Origin of the sequence: Devosia sp. 67-54, assembly GCF_001899075.1 — a bacterium.
GTDB lineage: Bacteria > Pseudomonadota > Alphaproteobacteria > Rhizobiales > Devosiaceae > Devosia_A.
This window is the reverse complement of the sequence record NZ_MKVA01000011.1, coordinates 774,686-789,695: the sequence shown is the minus strand read 5'-3', so window position 1 is coordinate 789,695 and position 15,010 is coordinate 774,686. Positions and strand designations below refer to the sequence as shown.

The following is a 15,010-nucleotide window of genomic DNA, read 5'->3' as shown; positions in this document are numbered from 1 at the left end:
CCCTCGCCCGGCAGCGTCCGCCGGGTCCAATCACCGGAGACTCCAATGAACAAATTCGTGCTTCCGCTCGCCCTCGTGGCCGCGCTTGCGACCGGCTCGGCTGCCTTCGCCGCGACCAACACGTCGGTGACCGGCACGCTCAAGGCGCTCGACGCCAAGGCCTGCACCGCCACGGTCAACAAGACCGTCTATCATTTCTCCAAGGGCTGCGATTTCTCCAAGGTCAAGGTCGGCGAGAAGGTCACCGTGACCGGGCACGCCTACAAGAAGATGGAAGTGGGCGTGACCATCGTCGCCGCGGCCCCCGCCAAGCCGGCGCCGGCCAAGGTCAAGACCGCCCCGGCCAAGTCGGCTCCCGCCAAGCCGGCGACCCCCAAGAAGCCGTAATCAGTCGCGTCCTCTGACTGGGGGAGCGGGGACCTGCGAGGGTCCCCGCTCTTTTTTTGCGCCCGACTCAGGGCGTGGCGGCGGGATAGACCCCGAGCACGCGGAACTTGTCGGTGAAAAAGCCGAGCTCCTCGAAGGCGAGCTGCACGCTGCGGTCGTCGGGATGGCCTTCGATGTCGGCATAGAACTGGGTGGCGGTGAACGAGCCGTCGAGCATGTAGCTTTCGAGCTTGGTCATGTTGACGCCGTTGGTGGCGAAGCCGCCCATCGCCTTGTAGAGCGCCGCCGGCACGTTGCGGACGCGGAACACGAAGGTGGTCTTGACCCGGCCCTTGCCGGGTTTCGGGGTCTCGGGCGTCTTGGAGATGACCAGGAAGCGCGTGGTGTTGTGCGCGGCGTCCTCGATGTTTTCGGCCAGGATGTCGAGGCCGTAGACCTCGGCGGCAAAGCGCGAGGCGATGGCGCCGACGCTGCGGTCGCCGCGCTCGGCGATCTCGTGGGCGCTGCCCGCCGTGTCGACGCCGTTGATGGTCTTGAGCCGGTGCTTGCGGATGAATTTGCGGCACTGGCCGAGCGCCACGCTCAGCGACTGCACCGCCTTGATGTCCTTGAGCGTGGTGCCCTTCAGGCCGAGCAGATTCATCTCGATGCGCAGAAAATGCTCGCCGGTGATGAACAGGCCGCTTTCGGGCAGGAGGTGGTAGATGTCGGTGATGCGGCCGTAGAGCGAGTTTTCCACCGGCACGACGCCGAAATCGGCCTTGCCGGACTGCACCGCGGTGATGGTGTCCTCGAAGGTGACGCACGGCACCGGTTCGCCCCTGGGGAACAGCGCGTGCGCCGCCGCGTGGCTGAACGCGCCGGGTTCGCCCTGGAAGGCGATGAGTTTGGCCATGATGGGATGCCCTGTGGTGCCGCTTGCGCCGGCTCTATGAACCCGCGCTTTGCGGCAAGTCAACCGGGCGGGGCCCCTCGTTGTCGCAGGGTGGGAAAGCCGGTTGCGGCTGGATTTGGCTAAGACTATCTTGCCGGCGCATCGGGTGGGGGCTGCTGCGCTGCATTGACGCAGAAGCGGCGTTTACAGGCTTGTTCCCGCTCGTTTATACCGCGCCGGAGAAGGCTTAGGGACCCCACGATGGATTCGTTCGAACTCAACAAGATTATCGGCGCGATTCTGGGCACGCTGCTGTTCGTGATGGGCGTGGGTTTCCTCGCTGAAGCGATCTACGAGCCGGCGCACGGCTCAGGACCGGGCTACGACCTGCCGGCGGCTCCTGCCGACGAAGGCAGCGGCAACACCACCACCGCCGGCCCGGCGGCGCCGGTCGACATCGGCACGCTGCTCGCCAGCGCCGACCCCAAGGCGGGCGAGGCCGCGGCCAAGAAGTGCTCGTCGTGCCACGATTTCACCGAAGGCGGCCCGAACAAGACCGGCCCGAACCTCTACGGCATCGTGGGCGAGAAGATCGCCGACGTGCCGGGCTTCGCGTTCTCCGAGGCGCTCAAGGCGCATGCCAGCGAGACCTGGGATTACGAGAAGCTCAACCAGTGGCTGATCTCGCCCAAGGCCTTCGCGCCGGGCACCAAGATGACCTATGCCGGCGACAAGGACGACAAGGACCGCGCCAACATCATCGCCTATCTGTCGACGCTGAGCCATTCGCCCGTGCCGTTCCCGGCGCCGGCGGCTCCGGCCGGCGGGCAGGCGCCGACGGCGGACCAGACCACCAGCGCCACCTCGTCGGTGCCGCAGGGTCAGGCGGTCGAAACCCCGGCGACGACCGATCCGAACAAGACCAATTCGCCCGGCACCGGCACCACCACCAACACGCCGGCCGGCGCCAGCTCGGTCGAGCAGACGGTCGCGGCGCCCTCGGCCAGCAGCGAGGCCGCTCCGGCCAGCAGCGCCGCCGCCCCGGCGAGCAGCGAAGCGGCTCCGGCATCGAGCGAGGCCGCCCCGGCTGCCTCGAGCGAAACCGCGTCGTCGTCGGCCGCGCAGTAGTCACTATCGCCTATTGGACCTGATTGGAGCCGTGCCTTAGGGTGCGGCTCCTGCGTTTTGAGAACCCCGATGACGACGCTGCTGCTCCACCTCTCCGACGTCGACGAAGCGAAGTGGGCGGCGACCTACAAGGCGGCCCTGCCCGGCGTGACGGTGGTGCGCCAGAGCGAGGCGTTCGACCCCAGGGCGGTCGACTACATCTTCGTGTGGAAGCCGAAACCCGGGGCCTTCGACGGGCTCGACAACCTCAAGGCGGTGCTGTCGCTGGGCGCCGGCGTCGACGCGCTGCTCAAGCATCCCAGGCTGCCCGACGCGCCGGTCGTGCGCTTCGTCGATGCCGACCTGACGCAGCGGATGAGCGACTACGTGGCAGCCTCGGTGACCATGCACCAGCGGCTGTTCACGCGCTTCAGGCGCGACCAGGCGGCGCGGCGCTGGGTGCAGCTCTATCCGCCGGCGGCGAGCGAGACCAATGTCGGCATCATGGGGCTGGGCGTGCTCGGCGTCGATGCGGCGCAGAAGCTCGCCGGGCTCGGGTTCGGCGTGCTCGGCTGGAGCCGGTCGCCGAAGCAGATCGCGGGCGTCAGGACATTTTCGGGCGATGCGCTCGACGACTTCCTGAGCCAGACCGACATCCTCTGCTGCCTGCTGCCGCTGACGCCCGACACCAGAGGCATCCTCGACTACGCGCTGTTCAAGAAGCTGCGCCGCAAGCTCGACGGCGGCCCGGTGATCGTCAACGGCGCGCGCGGCGGACACCAGGTGGAGGCCGACATCGTGCGGGCGCTGCGCGACGGCACGCTGGGCGCCGCCAGCCTCGACGTGTTCGAGACCGAGCCGCTCAGCCCGCAGAGCCCGCTCTGGGAGCTCGACAACGCCTACCTCACGCCGCACATCGCCGCGATCAGCAACATCGACGCCGGCGTCGCCTATTTCTCGGCCATCATCCGCGCGCACGAAAACGGCGAGCCGCTGCCCAACGTCGTGGATCGCCGGCGGGGATACTAGGCCAGCGCACAAGGCCTGCTGGACTAGAACACCATTTCCCAGATCTCGCCCACCATCTTCACCCCGAAATTGTCCTCCGGGATGGTCTCGACCACGGCGAAGCCGGCGGCGGCGTAGAGCTTGCGGGCGGACTCCTGCACTGTGTGGGTCCACAGCCGCATGCGGGCATAGCCGTTGTCGCGGGCGAAGCCTATGGCCTGGGCCACGAGCGCGGCGCCGACCCCCTGCCCGCGCGCGGCGCGCTCGACATAGAGCATGCGCAGTTGCGCCGAGCCCTCGAGGCCGGCCGAGGGCATGACGAAGACCGAGCCGACGATGCCGCCATTCTGCTCGGCCACCCACAGCGCCTTGGGCGGCGTCGCCGGCGCCTCCTGGAACTGGCTGTAGATGCCGGCGATGAGCGATTCGAAGCCGATGTTCCAGCCGAACTGGCGGTTGTAGAGGATGGCCTGGCGGTGGATCATCCAGCCCATGTCGCCGATGCGGTGCGGGCGCAGGATGACCGGGCCGGGCGCCGGCGGATCGCCGAGGATGCGGCGGATGCTCGCCATCGCGGCCACCAGCGTGGCGCGGTCGGCCGCCGGCACCGCCTGCAGCACCGATTCGATCGCGTCGTCGTTGAGGGCTTCGAGCTCCTCGACCGCCGCGTCGCCCTCGCGGGTCAGCGCGATCTCGCTGGAGCGCCGATCGGAGAGGCTCGGGGTCAGCACCACGAGATCGGCGGCCACGAATTTGCGCAGCATGCGGCTCAGATAGGCCGGGTCGATGCCGAGCGATTGCGCCAGCTCGCTGCCCATCGCGTGGCCGCGCTTGCTCAATTCGTAGAGCACGCGCCCCTCGGCAAGGCTGAAGCGGCTTTGCGCCACGTGCTCGTTCAGGAGCCCGATCTGGCGGGTGTAGAAGCGGTTGAAGGCGCGGATGTCGGCAATGACGCTGTCACTCATGATGGGTGACATCGTCATATATATTGTTGACTATGTCAACTATATCGCTGCTTGAGCACGCCGTAGACCGCGCGGATGCCCTGGTCGGTGCCGCCGAAGGGGCGGCCCGGCCGAGGCTCCGGGGCCCAGCCGAAGATGTCGAGATGCACCCAGGCGCCGGCGTTCCGCACGAAGCGCCTGAGGAACATCGCGGCGGTGATCGAGCCGGCGAAGGGCGTGGCGCTGGCGTTGTTCACGTCGGCGATGCGCGAATCCATCATCCTGTCGTATGGTGCCCAGAGCGGCATCCGCCAGAGCGGATCGTCGCTGGCGAGGCCGGCCGCCATGAGCTCGGAGGCAAGGCGGTCGTCGGTGGCATAGAGCGGCGGCAAATCGGGGCCGAGCGCGGTGCGGGCGGCGCCGGTCAGCGTCGCCATGTCGAGCATGATCTCGGGGCTCTCCTCGTCGCCCAGCGTCAGCGCGTCGGCGAGGATCAGGCGGCCCTCGGCGTCGGTGTTGCCGATCTCGACGGTCTGGCCGGAGCGCGAGGGCAGCACGTCGCCGGGGCGGAAGGCCGCGCCGCCGATGGCGTTCTCCACCACGGCGATCAGCACGCGCAGGCGCACCCTGAGGCCGGCGTCGATGATGGCATGGGCGAGGCCGAGCACGTTGGCGGCGCCGCCCATGTCCTTTTTCATCAGCAGCATGCCGGAGGCCGGCTTGATGTCGAGGCCGCCGGTGTCGAAGGTCACGCCCTTGCCGACCAGGGTCACCCGCGGATCGCCGGCGCGGCCCCAGTTCAGGTCGAGCAGCCGCGGCGCCTCCGCCGAGGCGCGGCCGACGGCATGGATCATCGGAAAGTTCTGCTTCAGCAATTCGTCGCCGACGATCGCCCGCAGCTTCATCCTGTGGCGCGCGGCGAAGCCCCGGATCTCGCGCTCGAAGGCGTCGGGGCCGAGATCGTTGGCCGGGGTGTTGATGAGATCGCGCGCGAGGAACGCCGCGTCGGCCAGCCGATCGATCTCGGCGGCGTCGGCGCCCCGGGGCAACAGCAGCTCCGGCCGCGGCCGCGGCTGGCGATAGCGGTCGAAGCGGTAGGCGCCGAGGCGGAAGCCGAGCGCCGCGGCGGTGGCGTCGCCGATGGCGCCGTCGAGCCGGTAGCGGCCGGCCTCGAGCGCGGCGGCGGCAAGGCCGGTGACCAGCACCGGGCGGCCGGCGCGGGGACCGAGGCCGAAGAGGTAGCCGGCGAGCGCCCCGCCCTCGCCGGGCAGCGGCAGCAGGCGGCCGCGCTGGCCGGCAAAGCCGTTGGCGGCGGCCCATTGCGCCTGCGGCTTGTCGAGGCCGGCCGCCTTCAGCCCGCCCTCCTCGACGAGGACGAGGGGCAGGGTCTTGGGCTGGGCCATGGAGTCACCGGGGACGACGAAGGAGGCGGATGATGCAGCTTTACGCCGGCCGGCCAGGCCCCGCAACGGCCGCCTTAACCGGGCATTAGGGTTAACCGATTATTGCTGTGGCGGTGACGCGCGCCCTCGCGTCGACAGCATTCCGAGTCGCCCGTGCGTATCGCCCGCCTCAAAACGCTCCGCATCGTGATGTTTGCCGGTGTCGCCGCCGTGGCGCTCGGCGCCTGCGCCAACAACCGCACCAGCATGGCGCAGCCCGATTTCGCCGGCGCCAGCGCGACGCAGCAGGCGACGGCGCTGAGCCAGCTCGCCGGGCGCTACAAGGCCAATCCGCGCGACAAGGCGACGATCATCTACTACGCCGCGGCGCTGCGTGCGGCCGGCCAGCCCGACCAGGCGACGAGCGTGATGGAGAACGGCGTCACGCTCTACAAATCCGACATCGACATCAAGGTGGCCTACGCCAAGGCGCTGAGCGCCAGCGGCCGGTTCGACCAGGCGCTCAACGTCGTCGACGACGCCATCAATCCGGCACAGCCCGACTGGAACGCGCTTCTGGTCAAGGGCGCCATCCTCGACCAGAGCGGCCGCAATGCCGAGGCGCGGGCGATCTACACGCAGGCGCTGCTGAGCGCGCCGGGCGAGGCGTCGCTGGAGGCCAATATGGGTCTCAGCTACGCCATGAGCAACGACCTCGGCCAGGCCGAGGTGCATCTGCGCAAGGCCGTGACGATGCGGCACGCGACCAGCCAGATCCGGCAGAACCTGGCGCTGGTGGTGGGACTGCAGGGCCGCTTCGACGACGCGCGCAAGCTGTTCGCCGCCGAGCTGCCGCCCGACCAGGTCGAGGCCAACATGGCCTATATCCGCGCGCTGCTGACGCAGCAGAACCGCTGGGACCTGATCAAGGGCGCGAAGGGCTAGCTCGAACGCCAGCCAACCAGGGAGCAGCGCGCGGTTTTGCCGCTGCGCGCTCCCGCCTCAGCTGCCACCCATGAAGCTGAAGCCGCCATTCTGGCTGATCTTGATGATCGCCGGCGTGATGATGACGATGAACAGCACCGGCAGGAAGAACACGATCAGCGGCACCGTCAGTTTCGGCGGCAGTGCGGCGGCCTTCTTTTCGGCCTCCATCATGCGCGTCTCGCGGCCTTCCTCGGCCATGACGCGCAGCGAGGTGCCGACGCTGGTGCCGTAGCGGTCGGCCTGGATCAGCGAGGTCATCACCGCCTTGACCACATCGAGCCCGGTGCGCTTGCCCAGATTCTCGTAGGCGCGCGTGCGGTCCTCGAGGAAGCTGAGCTCGGCGGTGGTCAGCGTGATCTCCTCGGCGAGCTCGGGGCTCTGCATGCCGATTTCCTTGGCCACGCGCTTGAAGGCGTGCTCGACCGACATGCCGGCCTCGACGCACAGCAGCATCAAATCGAGCGCATCCGGCCAGGCGCGCTTGATCGATTGCTGCCGCTTGATGGTGCGGTTCTTGAGCAGCAGGTTGGGCAGGAAGGCGCCGACGAGGCCCACCGCCAGCGCATAGAGCGCATTGAGGTAGAGCGGCTTTTCGGCGAACACCGTGAGGCTGAGATAGCCGAAGGCCAGCACGAACAGCACGAAAGGGGTGACGAAGCGCGAGAACACGTAGGTGTTGAGCGGCCCCTGCCCGCGATAGCCGGCGCGGGCCAGCGCATCGATGGTGTTCTCGTCGGCGAACATCTTCTGCAGCGAGAAGCGGTTGACGACGTTGGTGACGTATTCGCGGCCGGCGACGCGGCGGATGGAGCCGCGCGGCGTGTCCTGCTGGCTGCCGCCGCGCAGGCGCGCCATCTCCTCGGCGCGCATCTTCTCGCGCTCCAGGGCGACGCGCTTGATGCGCTGCTTCATCGAGGTGCCACTGCTGCCCAGGAACGAGAAGCCGACGGTGAAGACCACGGCGGCGGCGGCGATCGCCGCCAGGGCGGCGATCAGGAACTCGCGGGTCATGAAGTGGTCCATGCCGGGTCCCTCGCCTAGAAGTCGAACTGGATCATGCGGTTCATCATGAACACGCCGATGCCCATCAGCACGGCGGCGATGCCGAGCCAGATCTGGCCGGTGGTGGTGCTGAACAGCGGCACCATGTAGGCCGGGGTGGTGAGCGTCACCAGGATGCCGACGATGAAGGGCAGCGAGCCGATGATGCCGGCGGAGGCCTTGGCCTCGGACGACATGGCCTTGATCTTCTGCTTCATCTTCTTGCGGTTGCGCAGCACGCGGCTCAGATTGCCCAGCGCTTCGCTGAGGTTGCCGCCGGCCTGCTGCTGCACGGTGATGACGACGACGAAGAAGTTCACCTCGGGCAGCGGCATGCGGTCGAACAGCATCTGCACCGCCTCGGTGGTGGATTTGCCGAGCGCCTGCTGGTCGAGCACGCGCTGGAACTCCGACTTGATCGGCTCCTTGGCCTCCTTGGCGACGAGCCGCATGGAATCGTTGAGCGGCAGGCCGGACTTCACGCCGCGCACGATGGCCTCGACGGCGTTGGGCAGCTCGTCGAGATAGGCGTTCTGGTGGCGCTTGCGCTTGTGGCCGAGCCAGACGCGGCCGCCGAGATAGCCCGCGGCGATGCCGAACACCGGGCACAGATACAGCGGCACCTGCAGGAACCAGCACAGCAGGGTGACGACGGCGCCGGCGATGATCACATTGCGGATCCAGTCGCGCGCCTTGATCTTCATGCCGGCCTGGTAGAGCTGGTCCTGCAGCGGGACGTGCCTCTTGGCCTTGCCGAGCGTCTCGTTCTGCTGGCGCAGCGTCTGGGCGATCTGCTTGCGGCGCTCGTCGCGGCTGCGGGCGGCGCTGGTCTCGCGGCGGTTGGCCTGGATATCGCCCTGCAGCGCCTTCATGCGCTTGTCGGCCCGGCTCGAGCCCAGCAGCGAGGGCACGAAGGCCATCACCAGGGCGCCCAGACCCACCATTCCCAGAACGATATAGACCAGCGGGTTCATCGCGGACTCAATTGTTGAGCATCGCCTTGTGCTCGATGTTGGATTTCTCGAGCGCCTCGACGAGATTGGCTTCCTCGTTGAAGTAGCGGGCTCGCTCGGTGAAGTTCGGCTTGGTGATGCCGGTCGAGCGGTGGCGGCCGATCAGATTGCCGTTCTGGTCCTCGCCGAGGATGTCGTAGAGGAACACGTCCTGGGTGACGATGACCTCGCCCTCCATGCCCAGCACCTCGGAGATGTGGGTGATGCGGCGCGAACCGTCGCGCAGGCGGGCGGCCTGCACGATGACGTCGATCGAGGAGGTGATCATCTCGCGGATGGTGCGGCTGGGCAGCGAATAGCCGCCCATGGTGATCATCGATTCGAGACGGCTGAGCGCCTCGCGCGGCGAGTTGGCGTGCAGCGTGCCCATGGAGCCGTCGTGGCCGGTGTTCATGGCCTGCAGCAGGTCGAACGCCTCGGGGCCGCGGACTTCGCCGACGATGATGCGCTCGGGACGCATGCGCAGGCAGTTCTTGACCAGGTCGCGCATGGTGATCTCGCCCTCGCCCTCGAGGTTGGGCGGCCGGGTTTCGAGACGGACCACGTGCGGCTGCTGCAACTGCAGCTCGGCCGAGTCCTCGCAGGTGATGACGCGCTCGTCCTTTTCGATGAAGGCGGTGAGGCAGTTGAGCAGCGTCGTCTTGCCCGAGCCGGTGCCGCCCGAGATCAGCACGTTGGCGCGCACGCGGCCGAGGATGCGCAGCACCTCGGCGCCTTCGGGCGAGATCGAGTTGTACTTGACGAGCTGCTGCAGCGTCAGCTTGTCCTTCTTGAACTTGCGGATGGTGAGCGCGGCGCCGTCGATGGCGAGCGGCGGGGCGATGACGTTGACGCGGCTGCCGTCGGGCAGGCGCGCGTCGCAGATCGGCGAGCTTTCGTCGACGCGGCGGCCCACCTGGCTGACGATGCGCTGGCAGACGTTCATCAGGTGCGCGTCGTCGCGGAAGCGGACATTGGTGAGCTTCACCTTGCCGCCGACCTCGATGTAGCACTTCTGGCTGCCGTTCACCATGATGTCGGCGATGTCGTCGCGGGCCAGCAGCGGCTCGAGCGGACCATAGCCCAGAACGTCGTTGCAGATGTCCTCGAGCAGATCTTCCTGCTCGGAGATCGACATGACGATCGATTTGAGGGCGATGATCTCGGCGACGATGTCGCGGATTTCCTCGCGCGCCGCCTCCTGGTCCATGGTGGCGAGCTGGCTCAGATCGATGGAATCGATCAGCGCGTTGAAGATCGCCGATTTGGTCTGGAAATATTCCTTGTCGCGGGCGATCGCCTCGGCCGAGCGCACGTCGACGATCTCGTCGTTGCGCAGCCGGTTGACGGCGGCGTCGACCACCGGCCGCGGCGTCTCGGCACGCACCGCCGGCGCCGAGGGCGCCATCGCGGCGGGAGGCGGGCTCGCCTGCGGGCGGGGCGCTTCCGCCGCGCCGGGAGTGTTGCCGCCGAACGACTGGCGCTTGCCGAACATCTCAGGCCTTCTTGAGCTTCAGGAACGAAGAGAGCTTGAGGCTGCCGCCCTTGCCCGCCGTCTCCGGCGTCGAGCGGCCGGTGACGTGCATGCCGATCATGCGGAAGATGTCGTTGGCGCGGTTGTTGGCCGCCACCTCGGCCAGCATCTGGCCGTTGTTGGCGGCGGTGCCGAAGGTCGCCGGATCGAAGCCGATCTGGCCGAGCAGCTTGCACTCGACCGAGGTGGCGAATTCCTTGGGGGCGATCTCGGGGCGCTTGGCGACGCCGAGCTTGTTGATGACCAGCAGCGGCTCGGCCTCGCTCGGCCGCAGCGCCTTGACGGTATCGGCAAGGTTCTTGGCGTTGCGCAGGTTGGCGAGATCGGGCTCGGCGACGATGACGATCTCGTCGACGGTCGCCAGCGTGTGGCGCACCCAGGCGGTCCAGGCGTGCGGGATGTCGAGGATGACCACCGGCGTCGTCTTCTGCGCCAGTTCCAGCACCTGCTCGAAGTCGCGCTCGCCATAGTCGAAGGTCTTGTCGAGCATGGCCGGGGCGGTGAGCAGGTTGATGTGGTTGGCGGCCTTGCTCATCAGCCGGTCGAGCATGGTGGGGTCGACCTTGCCGGAGGCGCCCAGCGCGTCGGCGATGCCGTGCGGCGGGTCCTGGTTGAAGTTGAGGCCGGCGGTGCCGAACGGCAAATCCATGTCGAGGATCAGCACGTCCTGGCGCAGATGCTGGCTGATGGCCCAGGCGACGTTGTGCGCCACGGTCGAGGCGCCGGCGCCGCCCTTGGCGGCGATGAAGCCGATGGTGCGGCCGATGGGCGCCGCGCCTTCCGCCGCGAACAGGTCGGAGATGGCGTTGACGATGGTCTGGGCGCTGGTGGGCAGCACCAGATATTCGGAGACGCCGGAGCGGATCAGCTCGCGATACAGCAGCACGTCGTTGACGTGGCCGAGCACGATCAGCCGGGTCGCCGCGTCGCAGACTTCGGCGAGGCGGTCGAGCGCGCCGGGGATTTCCTCGGTGGGCAGCGAGGTCTCGATGATGATGAGGTTGGGCGTCGGGTTCGACTTGTAGCTTTCGATGGCGCCTTCGAGCCCGCCATTGTGCGTGGTGAGGGCGACCTTCGACATGCGCCGGTCGTGCACGGCCGATTCGACCAGCTCGGCGGTCTGCGAGTGCTCGCAGAAGGCCTGGATGGTGATCCGCGGCAGCAGCCGCGCACCGGTCGCGACTTCAGCCGCCGGCTCCTCGGCCGGCTTGCTGTCCTTGTTCGGCGTGAGGAAGCTCATGCTCTAACTCTCCATCGCAACGGTTACCGTCCAATGATCAGTCGAGGATAAATCCGACCGATCCCTGGTAGCTGCCGCGCATGCCATTGTTGCCGACGCCATATTGCTTCTCGAGGTGGCCGAGGAAGATGGCCTCGGCGTCGCCGGCGATCGCATAATTGTCGGTGGGCAGCTGGGGCCGGCCGAACTCGGCCATCACCGGCGTCACCATGATCACGAGCTCGGTCTGTTGGTGCACGTAGTCGCGCGAGCGGAACAGCGCCCCCAGGATCGGGATGTCGCCGAGGCCGGGCATCTGCGACAGCTCATGCTTTTCGTTCTCCTGCAGCAGGCCGCCGATGGCGAGCGTGCAGCCGGCCGGGATCTCGACCGTGGTCTTGGCGCCACGCTCGGTGACGGCGCCGCCGCCGGCGGGCTCGGAGACGTTGGTGTCGACGATCAGCCCGATATTGCCGTTGGACTTCACGGTCGGGGTGAAGTTGAGCTTCACGCCGTATTCCTTGAAGGCGGTGATGACGTGGCCGTTGCCGTCCGAGGTGGTGTAGGGCACTTCGCCGCCCACCAGGAACTCCGCCGGCTGGCCGGAGAAGGCGGTCAGCGTCGGCTCGGCCAGGGTGCGCAGGGCATTGCGGCGGGCCAGCGCCTTGAGCGTGGCGCTGATCGACAGCGGCCCGATATTGGCGCCGGCCGTGACGGTGCTGATCGGCGAGCCGCCCGACACATCGCCGAGGCTGGCGTTGGGGGTGTTGACGAGGCCGGTGATGAGGCCGCCCGAGGCGGTGACGTTGAGGTCGAGGCCGAGCTGCTTGATGGCGGTGCGATCGACTTCGGCCACGGTCACCTTCAGCATGACCTGCTGGTTGCCGGCGACGTTGACGATGCTGGCGACGTTGTCGGCGCCGCCGGCGAACTGCACGGCGATGAGCTTGGCCTTGTCGACATCGTCCTGCGACAGCGCGCTGCCCGACAGCACCACGCGGTTGGTACCGCCCAGGGTCACGGATTCGACGCGGATGTGCGAGCCCGGCAGGTTGCGGGCGATGGCCGCTTCGAGGGCGTTGCCGACGTCGGAGCGCGGCTGCACCACCTTGACGTCGAAGGTCGCGATATTGTTGCCGGCGCCGTCGAGGAAAAGGATGTTGGTGTCGCCGCCGGCGACCGCCTGCACGATGGCGCGGGTCTTGGTGCGCATCACCACCGCGGCGACCGCGGGCTGGCTGGCGATGACCTCGCCGGCGCTGGTCGGCAGGTCGATGATCGTCGACTTGTTGACGTCGAGCACCAATTGCTGGCGCACCCCGGCCGGATAGTCGGCGACCCGGATATAGGTCGGGCTCGACTTGATCTGCTGCGCCCAGGCCGCGACGGGCGCCAGGCACAGCCCGGCGGCGACCACCGCAAGCAGCAGTCGGCGCGGCGAAACCAGTCGGGCACGGTTCATCTTGCGAACGCTCGTCATGTCGACCTCGCGCCTCATTCTGGTGTGACCTGGGTGCCGACGCTGACGCTCGGCGCTTTGAAGCTTGCCGGATTGACGCTGGCGTCGCTGCCGCCGCCGGCGGCGGCCTGGCCGGTCATGACGCTGGTGTCCTGGCCGTAGCGGATGATGCGGATCGGCGCGTTGCGCTTGAGCTGGGCGTCGTCGTCATTGGCCTGCGCGAAATCGACGATCGAGCGCAGCGCCAGCGACAGCCGGCCGACCGACGTCGCATTGATGATGGTTTCGGCCTGCACCGGATCGAGCTCCAGCGTGGCGATGGCGGAGTTGGCGAAGACCTGCGATTTGGGACCCTGGCCGTTGTCGTCGCTGCTGCCGTCGTCGGCCGATCCGGTCTTGCCGGTCTCGCCCAGGCGGGTGTTGATGGCGAGCACGCGCACGTTGGAGAGCAGCGTTTCGGACGTCTCGCCCCCGGAGGAGTTGCGGGTCAGGATGACGTCGACATGGTCGTTGGGAACGATGAAGCCGCCCGAGGCGGAATCGGCCGACACCGAGATGGAGACGCCGCGCTTGCCCTTGTCGAGCACGGCCGACAGATAGCCCTGGTCGGAGGTCACCAGCTTGGCGGGCAGCACCGGCTCGCCCTTGAACAGCTCGAAGCGGGCGACGCTGTCCTTCATCTTGTCGATGGCGTCGGGCCTCGCCGAGGCGGTGATGTAGCCGGGCTGCAGCGTGTTCTGCGGCCAGTCCTGCCAGGCGAGGTTGCTCGGCCCGAGCCGCTCGCCGAGGCCGATATTGGTCTTGGCGATCAGCACCTGGTCGTGCGCCACCTGCGCCACCTGCACGGCGGGCGCTTCGGGCGGCGGCGATTCGAAATTGCCGATCGCCAGGAATGCAGCGAGGCCGCCAGCGAGCAGCGCAACCAGCAACAGCACGATACGCGAGACTCTCATCGGCAGACTCCACTCAACTCACGACCGAAGGCGCCCAGAACAGGACGGCCGATATTGCCGCTCAAAGGGTCAAAGTTTGGTTAACCGATGCTTTGCATTTACGGTTAACCGAACCTTGTTCCAGTCGAAGGCCGAAAGATCAGCCGATGAAGCGCAGGAAGATGCCGGTTTCCGGATAGACGAGCAGCGCCGCGATCGCCAGGGTGATGCCATAGGGCACGCCGGACTTCGGATCGTGCAACCGGTCGATCCATGGCGTTCCGGCCAGGGGCGGCGGCAGCGGATAGCGGCGCAGCGCCAGGATCAGCAGCGTCAGGCCGCCGCCGAGCAGGGCCGCATAGACCAGATATTGCAGCATCAGCCCAAAGCCGATCCACAGCGTGGTCGCCGAGACGAGCTTGGCGTCGCCGCCGCCGATCCAGCCGAAGGCGAAGAAGGCGAAGGCGATGGCAAAGACGATGGCCGCCGCGGCGACGCTGGTGCCGATCTGCTCGAGCGGCAGGCCGGCGAGGAGCGCGAGGACGAAATAGGCCGCGGTCAGCAGCAGCACCAGCCAATTGGCGATCTTCATCGTCAGCAGGTCCGACGAGGCGGCATAGGCCATCAGGACCGGAAACACGAACAGCGCGAGCGTGGCGGGCATGGGGCGTCCGGCATTGGCGGTGACGCCAATGTGCGGCGCGCGTGGTTAACAAAGCGCAAAAACGACAAAGGGGGCGCACGGCCCCCTTTGCCCGTCGATATAGACCAGCCGATCAGGTCTTCGGGGCCGTGGTCGTGGCCGCGTCGAGATTGCCGGCGATGCGGGTAAACAGGTTCGACAGGCTGCCGCCGAGGGTGGTGGCGGCGGCGATGATGCCAACGGCGATGAGCGCGGCAATCAGGCCATACTCAATCGCGGTCGCACCGGATTCATCGTTCGCAAAACGAGCGATAGTGTTCATTCCAGGCTCCTTGCACACGTCATCTTTGCTTTTGCAGCGCATTCGACGCGTTGGCATCGAACGTGGCGGCAAGGTAGAACCAAGCGATTGAAAGAGAGTTAACTCCCAAGGCAGCAATGCGACGACTTGCGGGAACTGCAAGTTCCTGTCGATGTTCTTATGCACCCAAGTAGATTGCA

General features: G+C 67.5%; 15 protein-coding genes. 4 read left to right on the top strand and 11 right to left on the bottom strand.

All coding sequences use genetic code 11. From position 1 onward, the window contains the following. Positions 1-45 precede the first annotated feature (45 nt). The gene (locus tag BGO82_RS20680; protein WP_291307511.1) at positions 46-387 is read left to right on the top strand and encodes a hypothetical protein; all 342 of its coding nucleotides are present in this window, start codon (positions 46-48) and stop codon (positions 385-387) included. Positions 388-454: 67 nt separating this feature from the next. Here the strand turns inward: BGO82_RS20680 and BGO82_RS20675 are convergent, their stop codons facing one another. Next, on the bottom strand, positions 455-1,282 hold the full coding sequence (locus tag BGO82_RS20675) for a prephenate dehydratase (RefSeq protein WP_291307510.1): 828 nt from the start codon (positions 1,280-1,282) through the stop codon (positions 455-457). 240 nt (positions 1,283-1,522) lie between these two features. On the opposite strand from BGO82_RS20675, the gene BGO82_RS20670 reads away from it, so the two are divergent. Both BGO82_RS20670 and BGO82_RS20665 read left to right on the top strand, forming a co-directional pair. Further along, positions 1,523-2,389, top strand: coding sequence for a cytochrome c family protein (locus BGO82_RS20670; protein WP_291307509.1), 867 nt, complete (start codon positions 1,523-1,525; stop codon positions 2,387-2,389). 69 nt (positions 2,390-2,458) lie between these two features. Beyond that, positions 2,459-3,397: a glyoxylate/hydroxypyruvate reductase A gene (locus BGO82_RS20665; RefSeq protein WP_291307508.1), complete on the top strand. Its 939-nt coding sequence runs from the start codon at positions 2,459-2,461 to the stop codon at positions 3,395-3,397. Positions 3,398-3,420: 23 nt separating this feature from the next. Here the strand turns inward: BGO82_RS20665 and BGO82_RS20660 are convergent, their stop codons facing one another. Together BGO82_RS20660 and BGO82_RS20655 are read right to left on the bottom strand one after the other, a co-directional pair. After that, positions 3,421-4,341 carry a helix-turn-helix domain-containing GNAT family N-acetyltransferase gene (locus tag BGO82_RS20660; RefSeq protein ID WP_291307507.1) on the bottom strand — a complete coding sequence of 307 codons (921 nt, stop codon included), beginning with the start codon at positions 4,339-4,341 and terminating at the stop codon, positions 3,421-3,423. A 35-nt stretch (positions 4,342-4,376) separates the two neighbouring features. Continuing rightward, on the bottom strand, positions 4,377-5,723 hold the full coding sequence (locus BGO82_RS20655) for a leucyl aminopeptidase family protein (RefSeq protein WP_291307506.1): 1,347 nt from the start codon (positions 5,721-5,723) through the stop codon (positions 4,377-4,379). A gap of 153 nt (positions 5,724-5,876) precedes the next feature. Between BGO82_RS20655 and BGO82_RS20650 the strand changes: the two genes are divergently transcribed. Continuing rightward, positions 5,877-6,647, top strand: coding sequence for a tetratricopeptide repeat protein (locus tag BGO82_RS20650; protein WP_291307505.1), 771 nt, complete (start codon positions 5,877-5,879; stop codon positions 6,645-6,647). A 57-nt stretch (positions 6,648-6,704) separates the two neighbouring features. On the opposite strand, the gene BGO82_RS20645 is transcribed toward BGO82_RS20650, so the two are convergent. From BGO82_RS20645 to BGO82_RS20610, 8 genes are all read right to left on the bottom strand, one after another. Then, complete coding sequence (locus BGO82_RS20645; RefSeq protein ID WP_291307504.1) at positions 6,705-7,700, bottom strand: type II secretion system F family protein; 996 nt, start codon at positions 7,698-7,700, stop codon at positions 6,705-6,707. 26 nt (positions 7,701-7,726) lie between these two features. Continuing rightward, positions 7,727-8,704: a type II secretion system F family protein gene (locus BGO82_RS20640; protein WP_291307503.1), complete on the bottom strand. Its 978-nt coding sequence runs from the start codon at positions 8,702-8,704 to the stop codon at positions 7,727-7,729. Positions 8,705-8,711: 7 nt separating this feature from the next. Continuing rightward, positions 8,712-10,217, bottom strand: a complete 1,506-nt coding sequence (locus BGO82_RS20635; protein ID WP_291307502.1) for a CpaF family protein — start codon at positions 10,215-10,217, stop codon at positions 8,712-8,714. Position 10,218: 1 nt separating this feature from the next. Then, the gene (locus BGO82_RS20630) at positions 10,219-11,496 is read right to left on the bottom strand and encodes an AAA family ATPase (RefSeq protein ID WP_291307501.1); all 1,278 of its coding nucleotides are present in this window, start codon (positions 11,494-11,496) and stop codon (positions 10,219-10,221) included. Positions 11,497-11,533: 37 nt separating this feature from the next. Next, entirely contained in the window at positions 11,534-12,955 is a 1,422-nt protein-coding gene (locus BGO82_RS20625; protein ID WP_291307500.1) for a type II and III secretion system protein family protein, read from the bottom strand. A 14-nt stretch (positions 12,956-12,969) separates the two neighbouring features. Continuing rightward, positions 12,970-13,887 carry a Flp pilus assembly protein CpaB gene (gene cpaB / locus BGO82_RS20620; RefSeq protein ID WP_291307499.1) on the bottom strand — a complete coding sequence of 306 codons (918 nt, stop codon included), beginning with the start codon at positions 13,885-13,887 and terminating at the stop codon, positions 12,970-12,972. Between the two features lie 139 nt (positions 13,888-14,026). Then, the gene (locus BGO82_RS20615; protein WP_291307498.1) at positions 14,027-14,530 is read right to left on the bottom strand and encodes a prepilin peptidase; all 504 of its coding nucleotides are present in this window, start codon (positions 14,528-14,530) and stop codon (positions 14,027-14,029) included. A gap of 112 nt (positions 14,531-14,642) precedes the next feature. Next, positions 14,643-14,831: a Flp family type IVb pilin gene (locus BGO82_RS20610; RefSeq protein WP_291307497.1), complete on the bottom strand. Its 189-nt coding sequence runs from the start codon at positions 14,829-14,831 to the stop codon at positions 14,643-14,645. Positions 14,832-15,010 lie beyond the last annotated feature (179 nt).